We start from the raw sequence: 17653 nt of genomic DNA, 5'->3' as shown, positions 1-17653 counted from the left end.
TTATTCTCCTTTATCCAATAATAAGCAGCCATACATACAGGCCGATAAGTGTCATAGCCAGTGTTGGAATCGTAATCACAATGCCGACTTTAAAATAGTAGCCCCAGCTGATTTTGACTCCTTTCGTCCAGAGGACATGGAGCCAGAGCAGGGTTGCGAGCGAACCGATCGGCGTGATTTTCGGTCCGAGATCGGAGCCGATGACATTCGCATAAATCAGTGCCTCACGGAGTGTTCCCATCGTTTCTGTATCTGAAATCGCGAGTGCGTTAATCATAACGGTCGGCATATTATTCATCACCGAAGATAAAAACGCTGCGGCAAACCCGGTAATCATCGTCCCGGCAAACATGCCCTGATCGGCTGCTGCCTCCAGTCCCGAAGCAAGCACATCGGTCAGTCCGACATTGCGCAGACCGTAAACAACAACATACATACCAATCGAAAATACAACAATTTCCCACGGGGCACCTTTCATAACAGAGCCTGTTTCCACTGCATTGCTGCGCCGTGCCATAAGAAGAAAGAAAATCGCGATAATTCCGGAGATAAATGACACCGGAAAGGCTTCGGTCTCCCCTGTCACAGGATTTGTCCACGGAATAAATTCGCTGGCAAAATAACCGGCTAGAAGCAGCGCGAGCACCAGCCACGAAAGGCGGAACATTCTCAGATCCTGAATGGCATCAGCAGGGCGGCGCAGATCCTCCATGTTATAGTGTTTCGGAATCTTTTTTCGGAAATACAGATAGAGGACAACGACACTGGCAATGAGAGCAAATAAGTTCGGCACAATCATGCGCGAGGCATATTCAGCAAAACCGATCCCGAAATAGTCGGCAGATACAATGTTTACGAGGTTGCTGACAATGAACGGAAGACTCGTTGTATCCGCAATGAAACCACTTGCCATCACAAACGGGAGCACCATCGCTTCTTCAAACCGAAGAGCCCGTACCATTGCAAGCACAATCGGTGTTAAAATCAACGCCGCACCGTCGTTGGCAAACAAGGCTGCCACAACCGCTCCAAGAAGAGATACATAAATAAACATTTTCAGTCCGCTTCCATTTGCCATACGGGCCATATGAAGCGCCGCCCATTCAAAAAAACCTATTTCATCCAATATTAAAGAAATGATAATAATAGCGACAAAGGTCAGCGTCGCGTTCCAGACGATGTTAGTAACATCCCCGACATCCTGAAAAGAGACCACACCGGCAAGTAAAGCAAGCACTGCCCCAAATACGGCGGACCAACCGATAGACAATCCTTTCGGCTGCCAGATCACAAACACCAGCGTGGCTGAAAAAATCAATACTGCGATAAGCACTTCATTCATTTGTCACGTAACTCCTTACCGTTGAATATCGCACCAGACGACCCGGTTCCCCTTTTTCTCCAGGACATCCAGCTTTTCTTTCTGCGAGGGAATCTGATGGATGACGCTTTCAACGAGCGGGTACAGTTCATTTTCCGTGTTCAGCGAATAAAAAACCCACTGTCCGCGCCGGGTTTCAAGTACAATACCGGCATCTCTTAATTTACGGAGATGCTGGCTGATCGAAGGCTGGCTCATATCAAAAATTTCGGTGAATTCACAGACGCAGCATTCCCCCTCCATCAGCAGCGCAGTCATTGTCAACCTCGTTTTATCACCAAGCAGCTTTAGAATCGGGGCCGCTTTTTCCACCGGCACCTCTGTGATGGTTTTCATTTTGCACCTCCTCTTGAAAATCTATATGCTGTGTTTCATTGTAATATAAGTAAATGATTATATGCCAATATTTTGCCCGGGCCGGCAGCAGTCTTGATGAAGACAGTCTTGCTTATTTAAAAGAAGATCTGGATTCGCCGTGCACAGTGCGGTTGTCATTGTCACGCTTCCAGAAGCCACTCTGTCACGGAAGCAGAAAGGTTGGAGGACGATCTTCAACGTGCCGGGATAACGGTTTCCTGCCATAGTTTCCTGGCTCTCTGTAACCGAGCAGGTACTTGCCGCCCGGGCTTTGAAGGAAGCGCCTTGGATTGACCGAACTGCAGCGGCCCATCCCGGTCGGACCTGCCTGCAGCCTTACCGTCCCGATCCATTCAGACCCGCCCTTACAATCAACTGAATAATAAAAATAGAGACCGCTCCTCATCGGGAGTGGTCTCTGTTTTTGAAAGGAACTGATTCCTTACGATTGGTCTGTATCTTTCCGCACTCTTGCTTTTTCATATATGAGTGTCATCTCTGTTGTATATCGTTTCAACGATTGATCATCTTCTGCATGCTGGACTTTTTCTTCAAGGTCTTCGATTTTTTTCTTTTCATCGGGGGACAAATAGTCATATTCCACTGTCATCAACGTTCTCCCTCCTTTGCCTGTCTCTTTTCATTATGACCGGTTCCTCTGATTTTAGTCGTATGAGCTACTGGGAAGAAAAAGCACAGCCTGCAGACAATCAATCAGCTTATGACAAGGAGGAGCTGACGTGTTCCTGATAAGAACGGTTCTAATAAAAATATACCACATGCAGGAGGAAGAAGTAAATTTTCAGAGCCGGGAGGATTATACCTGAAAAAAGAGTTTGGGACAAAATCATTAATAACTAAAAAATTCCGAACGATTCTTCAGGGAATCGTTCGGAATTTTTATTGTGCATCATATATCGCTCCGTCAAAACACTTTGCTTTCCGCTCGAAAAGAGGAAGATCGGCTACGAGCGGCACGTCCTGGCGGGCGCCGTTCTGACCCGCATCCTGCGGGTCTCAAGACTCTTGCTGTTCCCGCAGAAGTCGAAGCATTTTGACTGCACTACATTGATGTTTTCATAATAGTATAATGCTGATATCTATTGTCCCAGATTCTCTTTTGTTCAGGTATTTAACCCAAGCATTCCCTTCAACCTGGCCAAAAATCCTTTTTTCTCTTCGATGGACATTAAAGGCACCGACTCCCCGAGTATGCGCCTTGCAATGTTGCGGTATCCGATCGATGCACGGCTGTTTGGATTCATCGCAATCGGTTCTCCCTGATGGGCTGCTTTCATCACCTCTTCGTCGTCCACAATCATGCCGAGGAGATCGACAGCCAGCGTCGCGACGACGTCATCGACATCGAGCGTATCCCCGCGGCTCGACAGGTGGCTGCGCACCCTGTTAATCACGAGTTTCGGAGAACCTGTCTCTTCCTGTTCGAGCAGTCCAATGATCCGGTCGGCATCCCTTACGGCGGAAGTATCCGGAGTAGTCACGACAACCGCCTGGTCCGCACCGGAGACAGCGTTTTTATACCCTTGTTCAATACCTGCAGGGCAGTCAATAATAATATAATCATAGTCCGGCTTCAGTTCCTCAACAATCTGTTTCATCTGTTCCGGATTCAGGGCACTTTTATCCTGGGTCTGGGCAGCCGGCAGTAAATGAAGGCAGTCGAACCGTTTGTCCCTGATTAACGCCTGCTGGACCCGGCACCGTCCTTCCGCTGCATCTACAAGGTCATAAATAATGCGGTTCTCCAGGCCCATAACAACATCCAGGTTCCGCAGGCCGATATCCGTATCGATTAAACATATATGTTTTCCCTGCAGAGCCAGGGCTGTACCTATATTGGCCGATGTCGTCGTCTTCCCGACGCCGCCTTTACCGGACGTAATAACAATTGCCTCTCCCACTGCAATTCCTCCTTCCAGACATGTGCGCAGCTTTCCTTATTTTTTTTGAAATTGTGTCAACAGTCTGGTTTTTTCAAATGATATTTCGTTATCCGGCGCTGCTATGTAAGCAAAGACAGGTTCATCAAACAAGGGTCCCTGCTGTTGTTTTTTTTCATAACGATCCGGAGCATAAAACAGCACGTCCGAAATCGAGATCTGGTTCGGCTCCATTACCGAAGCACAGACGACCGTCTCCAGGTTTCCTTCCAGCCCGGCACGGGCAGTGCCTTTTAAGGTACCCAGTATGTACACACTACCGGTCGCCTCAACTGTCCCGCCGGGATTCACATCTCCCAGGAGCAGAACATCCCCCCGTACGGACACTACCTGCCCGGAGCGGACAATACGGGTCACCGGGGTTAATGCTGTTTCCTCCTGCATCCGGGCTGCTTCTTCACGGGTGATGACCTCGGAGCGGAACTCCTTAATCCGAATGGATTCTGCCTCTTTCAGAAGTTTCGTGATTTCTTCGCGGTCGTTTGTTCCTATATAACGATAACCTGTATCCACAGTCACTTCCACTTCCGGACCGTGTCCGAATGTCTGTTTATCTTTTTCTATTTTTTCCTGAAGTTCCGCTTTCAGCTCTTCAAACGAGCAGCGGTCGTCCATCATAATGGTCAGACCGTCTTTTGTCCCTTTAATGGTTATAAGATTTTTAGGGGGTCCTGTTTTCATCTGCTCCACCTCTGACACGTAAACCATGAAACGCTGCATTCATGGATTGATTATTATTACTTCCACGCCTCTGCCGTTCTTTCCTGCTCACCCGATGGAATTCTTCATCGATGCTGCAATTCCTCAAGCTCCCGGATTTTGTTAAACAAGCGCTGAAACGGGTAAATAAAGACAAGAGCCACTGTTCCGTTCAGTACGAGCGAAGGCAGGGCCCGCAGCATAAAAAACTCTTCAAACAGCATGTCGGTTCTTCCGATAACATAATGCAGGCCGTATGTAAGCCACTCCAGTACAAACAGAGCCAAAAAGATGATAAGAAAAGGCCACCAGAAACTGTTGCGGACCGAACGGTATGTAAAAGCACTGATGTAGGCGGTAAATCCCATACTGAACATATAAATCCCGATAAGATCGGTGTAAACAATGTCGTAAAGCAGTCCGAATCCTGCCCCGATCAGTACGCCGCTTCCGGCACCGCGGTATATGGAGGTTAGAACGACAGCGACAAGCATGAAACGGGGCACAAGATAAATCTCACGGTCAGGGGAGGGCGGGAAAAATATCTGAAACAACGTGCCTTCCACGAGAAATAAAAGAAAGATGATGAGCGGAAGTGCAAATCGTATCATGGAGTGCCCCCTCCATTCAGATCCTCTTCTTCAACTTCTACCGCTTCCTCCTCTTCTTCCTCCCCATTCGTCTCTTCCTGAATGTTTTCATCCAGTGTCTCACTCGTTCGTTCAATGACGTTGACCTGGTCCAGATTATAGTAATCCGCTGCCGGTTCAACAAGCGCATTATACGTTAATCCATATTCATCCGGCTCCAGAGAAGTAACCTCCCCGATAGCCAGTCCTTTGGGAAACAGGCCTCCAAGTCCGGATGTTATGACCTGCTGTCCTTCCTGAATTTCTGCATCCGATTCAATTTTGCGCAGCATCAGTCCTTCCCGCTCTTCATCCCAGCCTTCGATAAAGGCATAAACGGGGCTGCCGTCCGTGGCGACCATTGCCGATACACGGTTGGTCCGGCTGCCGTCGGAAAGCAGCTGTACAGTTGAGGTGAACTCCGACGTGGTATCCACTTTTCCGATCAATCCTTCCGGTGTTACTACGGCCATGTTTTCCGATACACCGTTTTGACTTCCTTTATTGATGCCTATCATTTCCGTCCACTGGTCGGGACTTCGATGAATAACGAGCGCTGACCTTGTCGTGTAATTACTCAGGCTGTTTTCAGAATCAATCATTTCTCTCAGGGTGTCGTTTTCCTGTTTCACCGTTTCCAGTTCAGCTGAAAGAGAAGCAAATTCTTCCATGCGGGATTTCAGCATCTGATTTTCTTCATAGACATTAAATATGTCTTCCACATTCCCAAAGAAACCCGCTGTCAGATGAGCGGGCCTGCTTACTATTGATTGAACCACACCTGTTGTGTCCCGTAAAAATTTCTCGGGCCAGGTTACTGCCTCCCTTTCCCGCATGGAAAAACCGATTAACGCCACTAGTACAATGATGCTTACCATGAGCAGAATAAGTCGTTTATTGGAAAAAAAGTGCGGCATTCCGGTTCACCTTCTTATAAGGTTTCCCGGCTGGATCGGGCGGTTATCCCCGCCTTTGACCGGAAAAGATGCAGATTTTCAAGGGCTCTGCCTGTACCGAGTGCGACACAGTCGAGCGGTTCTTCCGCAACAAGGACAGGCATATTGGTTTCTTCGCTTAATACTTTATCCATATTCCGCAGCATTGCACCTCCGCCGGTCAGCACGATCCCTCTGTCCATAATATCTGCGGAAAGTTCAGGGGGCGTCTGTTCCAGCGTGCTTTTCACGGTCTCGACAATGGCATGTACAGTATCAGCGAGAGAGGCGGAAATCTCTTCTGCGGACACCGAAATCGTCTTTGGAAGTCCGGAAACAAGATCCCTGCCGCGGATATCAAGATTATCCATACCCTCAGAGGTTCCTGCGGATCCGATTTCCATTTTCAGGGTTTCTGCCGTACGTTCCCCGATCATCAGGTTATAGGTCTTTTTGATATACTGGATGATAGAGTCATCCATTTCATCTCCGGCCACCCGGATGGACTGGCTCGTGACAATGCCGCCCAGTGAAATAATCGCAACTTCCGTCGTTCCTCCGCCGACATCTACAATCATGCTGCCGGTAGGCTCCCACACGGGCAGGTCCGCACCGATGGCAGAGGCAAATGGTTCTTCAATGGTATAGGCTTCCCGTGCCCCCGCCTGTTTTGTTGCATCTTCGACCGCCCTTTTTTCAACCGCGGTGATCCCGGAAGGAACACAGACCATAACATTTGGCTTCCTGGTGAAAATGGAACGGGTCCGCTGTGCCTGCTGAATAAAATATTTCATCATCGTTGCTGTCGTATCAAAATCAGCGATGACGCCGTCTTTCATGGGGCGGACCGCCACAATATTACCCGGCGTGCGACCGATCATATTTTTTGCATCGTTTCCGACAGCTTCAATGGTATTAGTATCTGTCCGCATCGCCACAACAGACGGTTCACGGACGATAACCCCTTTCCCTTTTACATAAACCAGGGTATTGGCCGTACCTAAATCGATTCCCAGATCTTTTGAAAAGCCTCCAAACATCTATGTATCTCCCTTCATCCTTCACAAACTGTATCACATTAACGCCCGGTCAGCTGTCCGGGAATAATCATCATTATCAAGGGCCGGCGCCCTTTAATATTTCTACTATCTGTTATTATACTGAAAACACCGTGAAAAACATAGGCTTTCCAGCGTCTTTCACAAATTTTACACGGCACGGCGCTGTAACATCCAGCCTCACATAGTTTATAAGAAACGGAACTGTTCAGCAAGAGCCGAAAGACATCCGCTATACACATCCTCTTTCTTTCAGGCTTGTAAAACGACGGTCACCGATAACAACATGATCCAGAACATCGATGCCGAGAATCTGTCCGCTTTCCATGAGCCGCTTTGTCACTTCGATATCTTCCCGGCTCGGTCCCGGATCTCCGGACGGATGGTTGTGCACGCAGATGACGGCCGCTGCGGAACGGCGCAGCGCTTCCTTGAATACTTCACGGGGATGAACAATGCTGGAGTTCAAACTCCCGATAAACAGCGTCTGCTGGTGGATGACCTGATTTTTTGTATTCAGGCAGAGAACGACAAAATGCTCCTGGGTCAAAAACCTCATCTCCTCCATTACGAGGGAGGACACATCTTCGGGGGACCGGATCACCCAGCGCTCTTCTTCATGATACGTATAAATCCGACGGCCCAGTTCGATGGCGGCCCGGAGTTCGAGCGCCTTGGCCAGACCGATGCCTTTAATCGTCTGCAGTTCTTCGACCGTCGCATCTTTCAGCTGCAGCAGACCGTCAAAGTCATACAGCAGACGTTGGGATAACTGCAGTACGGATTCATGTTTCGTGCCGCTGCGGAGCAGAACAGCGAGTAACTCCTGATTGGATAAGTGTTCAGCCCCGAATTTTGCCATTTTTTCACGGGGGCGTTCGGAAAAAGGGACATCTTTAATCATGGTGGGGGATGAATGCAAGGCTCGCTCTCCTTTTTTTGTCAGTAAGTGGAAGAAAAGGCAGGATAAACGCGAAAAGATGTTAATTCCCGGCTGACACGGGAGACAGGGAGACCCATGACATTGTAAAAGTCGCCGTCGATGGCTTCCACAAACAGGCACCCCTGCCCCTGGATGGCGTAAGAGCCTGCTTTATCATACGGTTCCGGAGTCGAAAGATAGGAATCGATCAGATCCGCATGAAGCGGGAAAAAACGAACTCCGGTTTTTACGTGGAATACAGATTCCCGGTTCCGGGTAAAGAGTGCAACTCCGGTATACACCTCGTGGGTTCTGCCGGACAAAGCCTGGAGCGTGCACCGGGCATCTTCTCTACATTCTGGTTTACCGAGAATCCGGTCTTCGAGTGAAATAATCGTATCAGCAGCGAGTATGACCGAGTCCGAAAAACGGTCGAGAACCTCTGCCGCTTTTCTTCGGGCCAGCTGCTGTACCGCCGCCTCCGGAGATGAACCGCCGGGAATATGTTCCGGCCCTTCGGCCGGGCGGATGGTAAATGTGTAGCCCGCCCTGGTCAGCAGATCTTCTCTCCGGGGGGATCCTGAAGCAAGAATAAAGGAAGGCATGAAGGGAGACCACCTTTTTAATACTTATTTCCTCGTATTATAACAGTGGTATGGAAAGTGTACCAGATAAGGGAGGGAGCGGCAAGAAATTTTTTCCTTCTGTGAGATTCAGTTTCCCTCCGTTGATTCCCGGCCGCTGTATTCATACACAGCCTGTTCATAATACAGTACCGCTTCGATAAAAGCTTCCTGAAAAGCAGCAGAAGTTTCTTCGTTCTCCGGCCATTCTTTTTCCATCTGCTGGAGCGATGCCTTTAACTTGTTATACGTCTCCTTTTCCGGCAGGGAGTTATCCGACAGAAAATCGGAGAACGATCCGCGGGTACTTTTTTCTCCCTCAGGCTCGTGTCCTCTATCAACTGTCTGTTCCAGAATGTCTTTAACCTGCAGAAGCTCCTTCTGTAGATCCGCTTTTCCTTCCACCGTTTCGGGATCGTTGATGGTTCTTGTTTTCTGATACACTTCCACCCCCTTGTCTTCAAAATACGCCACCCGCTTGTCCGATCTCTTCTGCTGCAGATGCGCCCCGGTAAATAAATAATAGTATTCCCCATCATACGTCAAGATACCGGGATATCCTTCACTGGTCAAAGATTTCTGCATTTCGACGCCTTTGCTTTCTTTTGTAAAAGCACCGGCCTGAATCAGGTGAACGGTCAACGAATCATTAAAGTCAGCCGTAATGCCGGGCGGTTCTGCCTGCGGTTCTGTACCTGCCGAGGAATCTCCGGCAGACACGAACTGCAGCAGCATCACTCCAAAAATGAGTCCCAGTACTGCTGCTCCTGCTGTTAAAGAAAGAAAGTATATCGGCGGATGGGAGGCAGCCCCGGTTTCCTGCCGCCTGATGTTTCTGTTTTTCCGGATGGCATCGAGAGATAACCGCGGCGGTTTCTTTTTTTCTTCGCCGCCGGCTGCAGCTGTTTCCTCCATGGACCGATGTCTCCTCCAATCCCGGATCGGCGGAGTAGTCTCTTCTGCTGCAGAACCATCATCTTTCGTTTCCTTTACATCCGTACCATTGATTTTCAGGGAAAAATCAGACTTGTCCGTTTTCATGACATTCCTCCTTTTATTCCGTATCCAGCCAGCCGCACCGGATGGAATGTGGCTGCATCTGCCGGGAATATCCTAACCGTAGCATATCCGGAATAAAAAAGAACGGGAGCCTTGTCGCCCCGTTCCTGAAAAGAATGTCAATCGAAAGCAGATCAACGGATGGGAGTATTGCGGTCTCATTTTCCAAAACAGAACCGGATCTTTCCTCTCCCAGATGGGTTTCTAGCGTCTGGATGTCCTTTTCCAGTCGGACCGGCCTTTTTGTATTACAGAAAGCGGGTGTACCACGCGAGAAGCGCATCGCCAAAAAAGAGGGTCATCATGCTGCCGGCTGCAATATATGGGCCGAACGGCATCGGCATTCCGCGTTTCACCGCTCCCGTCATAAGACCGATACAGCCGATGAGCGCTCCGATAAAGACCGACAGAAAAAAGGCAAGCAGGAGATGCTGCCAGCCGAAAAAAAAGCCGAGCAGTGTAAACAGCTTGATATCCCCGCCTCCCATACCGCCTTTGCTGACTACGGCGATGGTCAGGAGCAGACAAAAGCCTAGTGCCGCCCCTGCGAGCGGGTCCCACCATGAATCCAACGGAGCAGCTGTCCAGCGGAGCAACCCCGCCGGTAGGAAAAAGAAAAGCAGAATCTTATTAGGAATCAGCATCGCTGATTTGTCGCTGATCGTAATAATGACCAGCAGCGAAATGATAATAAGCGCCGTCACGGTTTCCCAGGAAAAACCCCAGGTCAGCCAGGCTGCCGCAAAGAGAGCAGCTGTTACAGCCTCCATGACAGGGTAAAACGCGGGAATACGGACCTGACAGTACCGGCATCTGCCTTTTAGAAAGAGATAGGAAAAGACCGGAATTAAATCAACGCCCTGCAGGGTACGTCGGCATGAAGGGCAGTTTGACCGCGGATGTACGATTGATTCTCCCTGCGGCACCCGGACTCCGACGACATTAAAAAACGAACCGAGCACGAGCCCGGCAATCAGTATGTATAACAGCCAAACGTACTCCATAGCCTGTCTTCCTCCGACCTTTGTCGTATATTGTTATGTCTATTTTACCACACCCCGGCCGGTGCGGACAGCGGTCTTTACAAATGAGATTCATATAAAAATCACGGAACCATGATTAGCGTCCAAGTCCCCGCTGGCGGGAAATCCCTTTATTCATTTTCATCCTTCCAATGCTCCAGTCCTGCTGGTGCGGCAAGGATACATTAAAAAAGCTGTACCCCCCGATCCGGGTACAGCTTTTTCCCGACAATCACTCTATTGTTTCGAGCACTTCTGAAATAAAGTAGAGAGAACCGGCTGCGACAATAAGATCGCCCGGATCAGCATTCTGCCGCACCTCTTCCCAGGCAGCCGGCCAATCCGGCAGGGCTTTTGTTTCCGGAATCGGACTTTTCGCTGCTGTGTCTTCAGCCGGCGCCGCACGGAAAAACTCAAAGCTGACGGCAGCTGCCGATCGAATCGGCAGGGCTTTCATCGGTTCGAGCAGCACAGCTGGATCTTTTTCCTCGGTCATCGCAACAATCAGATGAAGCGGACGTCCGGGAAAATGGTCCTCCAGCGCCTCAGCTAGACTTTCCATTCCTTCTTTGTTATGGGCGCCGTCCAAAAGCAGAGCCGGCGTCGTCTTTCTGTAGTCCAGCCGGCCGACCCAGTATGCCTGCTCAAGACCACGGCGGATGTGTTCCTCATCCACCGGCAGCGCATAATAAAGCATTAGGTACCGGAAGGCCATTAAAGCAGCGGCGGCATTTTTCGTCTGGTGTCGACCCAGCATGGAAATCTTCAGATCCCGTATATGATGTAAGGTGGAATCGAACGAAAAGGACCACCCGTCCGGCCCCGCCTCCGACTCCGTCACATGAAAATCACGGTCCAGCTGGTAAAGGCGTGTCCGCGCCTCTTCAGCGGCTTCCTCCAGTATGCCGGTCACTTCCTGATTCTTGTCACACGTAATAACCGGCACCCCGGACTTGATAATTCCTGCTTTTTCACGGGCGATTTCTTCAATCGTGTCCCCCAGAATGGCCTGGTGATCATGGCCGACGTTTGTAATGATCGTAATCATCGGATGAACCGCATTGGTGGAATCAAGACGGCCCCCGAGCCCGACTTCCCAGATAACCAGATCCGGGAAGGCGGTAGAGGCAAAGTAATGAGCCGCAATGACGGTGAGTACCTCAAATTCCGTCGGCGGTCCGAACGGTGTTTTGGCAATACTTTCGGCAATCGGGCGAACAGCCTGTGCGCTTTTCAGAAAATCTTCTTCCGATACCGGTTCACCGTTTACAGCAATACGTTCTCTGAATTCATGGACATACGGCGAAGTAAACGTACCGCATACAAGCCCGGCTTCTTTCATTGGCTCTTTTAAAAAAGCGGTGGTTGATCCTTTGCCGTTGGTCCCTCCTACATGTATACTTTTCAGCCGCCGTTCCGGATTTCCGATTCCTTCAAGCATCATCCGCACCCGTTCAAGGCCGGGGCGGACGCCGTGGGCGGTCAAATCCGCAAGCCAGCTCCGGGCTTCTTCGTACGTCTGCATAGATGCATCCCTCTCGTTTTCTATCTATTATGCCTTCAGTTCCTGGATCCGGGCGCTGACTTTATCCCGTTTTTCCAGATAATCTTTTTCTTTTTCACGTTCTTCGGCGACAACATTCTCCGGTGCTTTCTGGGTGAAGCCTTCGTTGGCCAGCTTCTTCTGAACACGCTCCACTTCGTTGTCAAGTCTGTCTTTCTCTTTTTCCAGCCGCGCGATTTCTTCTTCCAGATCGATCAGGCCGGCAAGCGGCATATACAATTCAGCCCCGCTCAGAACATGGGACACCGACTTTTCCGGAACATCCAGGGCCGGATCGACGGCAAGCTGGCCGGGGTTGCAGAATCTTTCCAGATAGGATCGGCCGCGTTCCAGCTGCTTCCGTACTGCTTCTGTCTGCGGCTTGATCTGCAGATCGATTTCTTTGCTTGGCACAACGTTCATCTCCGCGCGGGTGTTGCGGACCGCATGAATGACGCTTTTCAGCAGTTCCATGTCTTCCACCGATTCTGTATCCAGCCATGTTCTGTCTGCTTCCGGCCATGCGGCTACTGTAATGGATTCACCCTTATGCGGAAGGTGCTGCCAGATTTCCTCCGTAATAAACGGCATGATCGGGTGCAGCAAACGCATTGTCTGTTCCAGCACATGAGCAAGTACCGAGCGCGTCGTATGTCTTGCCGCTTCGTTATCCCCGTACAGCGGCAGCTTCGCCATTTCAATATACCAGTCGCAAACGTCATCCCAGATGAAATTGTACAGTAGACGCCCGACTTCCCCGAATTCATAATTGTCCATCAAGCGGGTTACCTCCCGGATGGTCTCCTGCAGACGTGTGAGAATCCAGCGGTCGGCAATCGTTTTCTCTTGGTTCAGGTCAATATCGTCATAGGTGATGCCACCCATATTCATGAGCGCAAACCGGGACGCATTCCAGATTTTATTGGCAAAGTTCCAGTTCGCCTCAATTTTCTCCCAATGAAAACGGAGGTCGTTGCCCGGGGTTGTTCCGGTTGCCAGGAAAAATCGGAGCGCATCCGCGCCGTAACGGTCGATAACATCCATCGGATCCACGCCGTTTCCGAGCGATTTGCTCATTTTCCGCCCTTCGGCGTCACGGACCAGGCCGTGAATAAGGACGTCTTTAAACGGGCGCTGCCCTGTGAATTCAAGGCCCTGAAAGATCATCCGGGATACCCAGAAAAAGATGATATCGTACCCGGTCACCAGCACATCGGTTGGGTAGAACCGCTGAAAGTCCGGATTGTCCCGGTCCGGCCACCCCATCGTCGAAAACGGCCAGAGCGCGGAACTGAACCATGTATCGAGTACATCTTCATCCTGTTCCCATTCCTCCGGATTGGATGGCGCGGTATGGCCGACGTGCATCTCACCAGTTTCTTTATGATACCAGGCCGGGATCCGGTGGCCCCACCAAAGCTGCCGCGAAATACACCAGTCCCGGATGTTTTCCAGCCAGTGCAGGTAAGTTTTTTCAAAGCGGTCCGGTACAAAATGTACTTTTTCCTCTTTATACTGCAGCTCTATTGCCTGCTCGGCGAGAGGCTCCATTTTTACAAACCACTGAGTCGAGAGATAAGGTTCCACTACTGCCCCGCTGCGTTCCGAGTGACCGACAGAATGCATATGTTCTTCAATATCAAACAGAACACCATCGTTCTGCAGGTCCGACACAAGCTGCGTGCGGCATTCGAAACGGTCGAGTCCCTGGTATTTCCCGGCATTTTCATTCATGATCCCCGATTCGTCCATCACAAGAACCCGTTCCAGGTTATGACGGTTCCCCATCTCAAAGTCATTCGGGTCGTGGGCCGGCGTGATCTTCACGGCACCGGACCCAAATTCCATATCCACATAATCATCCGCGATGATCTCGATTTCCCGTCCAACAATTGGGAGGACAACAGTACGGCCGATCAGGTGATTGTAGCGGTCATCCTCCGGATGGACGGCCACCGCCGTGTCACCGAGCATCGTCTCCGGGCGCGTGGTGGCTATTTCGATGCCGCCGCTCCCGTCTTTCAGCGGATACTTCATATGATAAAAGTGACCCTGAACTTCCTTGTAGTCCACCTCAATGTCAGAAAGAGCTGTCCTGGTATCCGGATCCCAGTTAATAATATACTGCCCCCGGTAAATGAGACCCTTATTGTATAAGGAGACAAATACTTCCCGGACCGCTGTTGAGAGACCCTCATCGAGCGTGAAACGTTCGCGTGAATAGTCAAGAGAAAGACCAAGTTTTGCCCACTGCTGCCGGATGAAGTCAGCGTACTCTTCCTTCCAGTCCCATGACTTTTCCAGAAATTTTTCCCGGCCCAGGTCATGGCGGCTTGTTCCTTCTTCTTTAAGTTTCGATTCCACTTTAGACTGTGTGGCAATTCCTGCGTGATCCATCCCCGCAAGCCAGAGCATATCATAGCCCTGCATCCGCTTCAGCCGGGAAATAATGTCCTGCAGGGTGGTATCCCAGGCGTGCCCGAGATGCAGCCTGCCGGTCACGTTCGGCGGCGGAATCACAATCGTAAATGGATCCCTGTCCCCTTTTCCTTCGGCTTCAAAAAACTTTCCCTCTGTCCAGTATGGATACCATTTCGTCTCTGTCTGATTCGGATCATATTTTGTCGGCATATCGGTATGCTGTTCTGTCATCAGGTTCCCTCCTCATTTTTCCGGTTTTCCGGCATAAAAAAAGCCCTTCAGCCTGTTCAAAGGACGAAGAGTCTCGCGGTACCACCTTTATTCACAGCTTCACTGCTGTGCGCTCGATCTGGATAACGGGGTCTCCGGCTTTTCCTACCTGTTCTTTTCAGAAAAGCAGCTCCAGGGCGACTTTCCCGACGTCCATCCTCAAAAAACCTTTCAGCCCGGGGTTTTTCTCTCTTCTTCAGGCGGATTCGTCCGTACTCCTCCCTGTTCATCGCAGTTCTTATAGCAAGTATAGTCATATTTTACGGGGAAAAAACATTCTCGTCAAGACACGCCCTTCTCCGCAGGACATCCGCAACTTTTACGGTTTTGCTGCATATATATATAGCTGTAACATTCTATGTACGAGAAAGGAGGATTCTGATGGGCTACCCCCATTACCCAGGTCCGCCGTTTACTCCTCCAAAAAAACATAAAAAAAGACGCCATCATCACCGGCCGAAACCGAGATGGTGGCTGAAGTGGAAACTCGCTGTGATTCAAATTCTTTTAACGCTCATTATTTTTCAGGTGATCCGCACCCTGATTTTTCCTACCACGTTTGATGTTTTTCTGCTTTTTCTGCTGACCGGCGCTTATTTATGTTGTATTTTCAGCCGTTGAATGTCTTTGGTCAGGATGAATATCCCGGAGGATATTCTCGAGTACCGCCTTCTCTTCAGCAAGCTTTCTTGTCCATTCCGGTTCCATCCCGGGTGGACGGGTTGGTCCTTTCCTGATCCAATATAGCAGGACCGACGGATAAAGCAGCAGGCTTTTCAGAAGTGCTTTGTCCGCTGCATGAAATACCTGGTGTGTTTCGTACGAATCGATCCACTCCTTTCCAGCCGGACGCTTACGGATGTTTCGTTTCACACAGCTGCGGTACAGGCCGGCGATATCATGAGCGGGATGCCCTACCGCAGAAGCTTCCAGGTTAATGAAACGAAGCCGTCGGCGCGAATCCGCCAGCACATGGTTAAAAGAGGGTTTCCCGTGACAAAGCACTTCCTGGGTTTTTTCCGTTTCCAGTACTTCCGCCTTCCAATTCTCAAACCATCCGGCCGAACGCTGGCGGCATTCATAAATGAGCGGCAGACAGGTCAATGCGAGAAGTTCAAACGGGGAAAAAAAGCGCTGTTGTTCCACCTCTTCCACATAGGTTTCCAATAAATAGATATCGTGTTCCATCTGTCTTTCCTTCATAGCTGAGTTCTTCCGGTATACCGTTTCCGGAACTTGTATTATTTTTCGTCCGGGAAGATGAAAGCGTGCCAGTGTTTGAAAAAGATCATGTGCTGTACAGTGTTCAGGCTGCTCTTCCCAGGGCATTAAATAATAGATAAAACCGTTATGACGGACATAATAACGACCGTCCGCTGTCGGAAGGACGGGTACTGCTGCAGGCAGCTGCCCCTTTTCAAAACAGCGGACTGTCTGTTCCCACTGTTGAAGCCTGCTGCGGGGCAGCACCGTTTCCTTCAGCGCAAACGTTCCTTCTTCCGCTTCAATTTTGATTATTTTCCCAAAACGTAAAACACGTTCAGGGTGAAGCGGGTAATATTTCAGTACATCTCCGGCATCAGCTGTCATCCGGACCGGTCCGGGAAACAGGAGCAGGAATGTACAAAATCTGTCCTTCCTCCACACCATCATGTTCCAGACGATTAAAACGGAGCAGCTGCGCGGTAGTCGTCTCGTATCGTTCCGCAATCTGATCAAGAGATTCATTCTCCTGGACGATGCACATTTTCAGACGCGAGAAATCTTCTTCCCCTTTTGTCATCATTTTCGTTAAATAGAGGGCATTATCATCTTTGTCGCTGCGTTTCTGACTTTCGTCAGACCCGCTGTCTTCTTCCACTTCTTCTCCGCCTGCTTCGTTGTCTGCATCCTCCGGCACATGAGGCAGAGAATTTTCCTCTGTATCGCGTCCGTGAAAAGCAGTCACAATGTCAGTTGGTTCTTCCGGCTCTTCCATTTCTTCTGATTCTTCCTCTTCAGAAGGAGATACATCAGAAAAGCGTTCCACGGCGAATGTTTCCTCTGCTTCTTCTTTATGCTCCGGCATTTCTTCATCTTCCGGTGCGCGCGTTTCTTCCGTTTCCCATCTCGGCATTGGTTCCACAACAGCTGGTTCCGGTTCTTCCTGTCTGTCATCTTCTTTGACGCCTGATATGCTGATATCGGCTGTCAGCTGAATGCAGCCTGGTTCCGGCAGATCATAATCAAAGCTGTCAATGGTTACATAAATGTCGTCAAGATGGTGAATCCTGTTCAACGGCACGGTCACATCCACCGGAAAAAAATGCTGCAGTTCCCCGACTCCATCCTCCCGGAGCATGTTTTTTTCAATATAGCGGGGAACAGGGTCGATATCGTCCTGTTCGTTCTGCTCTTCTGTTTCTGGATGATATTCTCCTTTTAGATAAAGGCCCCCTTTAATATCCACATAGTCAATTTTTTCTTCAATTCTAATATCCGGATCCAGTCCGAGTGATACCAATTCCTTAATCTTTTCCCCCTGATTCAGCCACACGGACTCTTCTAAACTGAACGTAAGTGCTGAAGAATGTGCTTCTGCCATACATAAGCCCTCCTTCTTTGTAAAAGGTATCCGCAAGGTTGTCTCATAGATATCCATGCCCGCCTTCCTGCGTTATCCCTTTCACTATATGCCGTCCTTCGGCAGGCTATGATTGCAAATCCTCTGCGTTGTTTTTCGTATGACAGATTGGTAGAATATAGTGGTGACTGTAGAATGAACCGCGTTTGA

17 protein-coding genes and 1 other annotated feature are annotated in these 17653 nt (G+C 49.8%); of the genes, 1 reads left to right on the top strand and 16 read right to left on the bottom strand.

Annotation, left to right across the window (positions count from 1 at the left end):
- Positions 1 to 10: 10 nt before the first annotated feature.
- The 14 genes from ACW9JV_RS06340 to ACW9JV_RS06275 form a co-directional block, all read right to left on the bottom strand.
- On the bottom strand, positions 11 to 1342 hold the full coding sequence (locus tag ACW9JV_RS06340) for an arsenic transporter (RefSeq protein WP_457332466.1): 1332 nt from the start codon (positions 1340 to 1342) through the stop codon (positions 11 to 13).
- Positions 1343 to 1357: 15 nt separating this feature from the next.
- Positions 1358 to 1717, bottom strand: a complete 360-nt coding sequence (locus ACW9JV_RS06335; RefSeq protein WP_457332464.1) for an ArsR/SmtB family transcription factor — start codon at positions 1715 to 1717, stop codon at positions 1358 to 1360.
- A 463-nt stretch (positions 1718 to 2180) separates the two neighbouring features.
- Positions 2181 to 2348 (bottom strand): hypothetical protein, encoded by a 168-nt coding sequence (locus ACW9JV_RS06330; RefSeq protein WP_457332462.1) that lies wholly within the window; start codon positions 2346 to 2348, stop codon positions 2181 to 2183.
- Positions 2349 to 2862: 514 nt separating this feature from the next.
- Complete coding sequence (gene minD, locus ACW9JV_RS06325; RefSeq protein ID WP_457332460.1) at positions 2863 to 3660, bottom strand: septum site-determining protein MinD; 798 nt, start codon at positions 3658 to 3660, stop codon at positions 2863 to 2865.
- A gap of 36 nt (positions 3661 to 3696) precedes the next feature.
- Positions 3697 to 4380, bottom strand: coding sequence for a septum site-determining protein MinC (locus ACW9JV_RS06320; protein ID WP_457332458.1), 684 nt, complete (start codon positions 4378 to 4380; stop codon positions 3697 to 3699).
- A gap of 104 nt (positions 4381 to 4484) precedes the next feature.
- Positions 4485 to 5009, bottom strand: a complete 525-nt coding sequence (gene mreD / locus ACW9JV_RS06315) for a rod shape-determining protein MreD (RefSeq protein ID WP_457332456.1) — start codon at positions 5007 to 5009, stop codon at positions 4485 to 4487.
- The gene (mreC, locus tag ACW9JV_RS06310) at positions 5006 to 5944 is read right to left on the bottom strand and encodes a rod shape-determining protein MreC (protein ID WP_457332454.1); all 939 of its coding nucleotides are present in this window, start codon (positions 5942 to 5944) and stop codon (positions 5006 to 5008) included. Before mreC ends, mreD begins: the two co-directional genes overlap by 4 nt.
- Positions 5945 to 5958: 14 nt before the next feature.
- Complete coding sequence (locus ACW9JV_RS06305) at positions 5959 to 7002, bottom strand: rod shape-determining protein (RefSeq protein ID WP_457332452.1); 1044 nt, start codon at positions 7000 to 7002, stop codon at positions 5959 to 5961.
- A 250-nt stretch (positions 7003 to 7252) separates the two neighbouring features.
- Positions 7253 to 7924, bottom strand: coding sequence for a RadC family protein (gene radC, locus ACW9JV_RS06300; protein ID WP_457334607.1), 672 nt, complete (start codon positions 7922 to 7924; stop codon positions 7253 to 7255).
- Positions 7925 to 7962: 38 nt separating this feature from the next.
- Positions 7963 to 8547: a Maf family protein gene (locus ACW9JV_RS06295; RefSeq protein WP_457332450.1), complete on the bottom strand. Its 585-nt coding sequence runs from the start codon at positions 8545 to 8547 to the stop codon at positions 7963 to 7965.
- Between the two features lie 108 nt (positions 8548 to 8655).
- The gene (locus ACW9JV_RS06290) at positions 8656 to 9606 is read right to left on the bottom strand and encodes a hypothetical protein (protein WP_457332448.1); all 951 of its coding nucleotides are present in this window, start codon (positions 9604 to 9606) and stop codon (positions 8656 to 8658) included.
- 266 nt (positions 9607 to 9872) lie between these two features.
- The gene (locus tag ACW9JV_RS06285) at positions 9873 to 10628 is read right to left on the bottom strand and encodes a prepilin peptidase (RefSeq protein WP_457332446.1); all 756 of its coding nucleotides are present in this window, start codon (positions 10626 to 10628) and stop codon (positions 9873 to 9875) included.
- A gap of 250 nt (positions 10629 to 10878) precedes the next feature.
- On the bottom strand, positions 10879 to 12171 hold the full coding sequence (locus ACW9JV_RS06280) for a bifunctional folylpolyglutamate synthase/dihydrofolate synthase (protein WP_457332444.1): 1293 nt from the start codon (positions 12169 to 12171) through the stop codon (positions 10879 to 10881).
- Between the two features lie 27 nt (positions 12172 to 12198).
- Positions 12199 to 14841 carry a valine--tRNA ligase gene (locus tag ACW9JV_RS06275; RefSeq protein ID WP_457332442.1) on the bottom strand — a complete coding sequence of 881 codons (2643 nt, stop codon included), beginning with the start codon at positions 14839 to 14841 and terminating at the stop codon, positions 12199 to 12201.
- Between the two features lie 56 nt (positions 14842 to 14897).
- Positions 14898 to 15119, bottom strand: a binding site (T-box leader).
- A 142-nt stretch (positions 15120 to 15261) separates the two neighbouring features.
- On the opposite strand from ACW9JV_RS06275, the gene ACW9JV_RS06270 reads away from it, so the two are divergent.
- Positions 15262 to 15501 (top strand): hypothetical protein, encoded by a 240-nt coding sequence (locus ACW9JV_RS06270; protein WP_457332440.1) that lies wholly within the window; start codon positions 15262 to 15264, stop codon positions 15499 to 15501.
- On the opposite strand, the gene ACW9JV_RS06265 is transcribed toward ACW9JV_RS06270, so the two are convergent.
- Together ACW9JV_RS06265 and spoVID are read right to left on the bottom strand one after the other, a co-directional pair.
- Positions 15478 to 16470: a hypothetical protein gene (locus ACW9JV_RS06265; RefSeq protein WP_457332438.1), complete on the bottom strand. Its 993-nt coding sequence runs from the start codon at positions 16468 to 16470 to the stop codon at positions 15478 to 15480. The genes ACW9JV_RS06270 and ACW9JV_RS06265 overlap by 24 nt on opposite strands.
- Entirely contained in the window at positions 16460 to 17464 is a 1005-nt protein-coding gene (spoVID, locus tag ACW9JV_RS06260) for a stage VI sporulation protein D (protein ID WP_457332436.1), read from the bottom strand. Before spoVID ends, ACW9JV_RS06265 begins: the two co-directional genes overlap by 11 nt.
- Between the last annotated feature and the right edge of the window lie 189 nt (positions 17465 to 17653).

This window comes from Salibacterium sp. K-3, from assembly GCF_054052005.1.
This window is presented reverse-complemented; position numbering and strand designations above follow the sequence as displayed.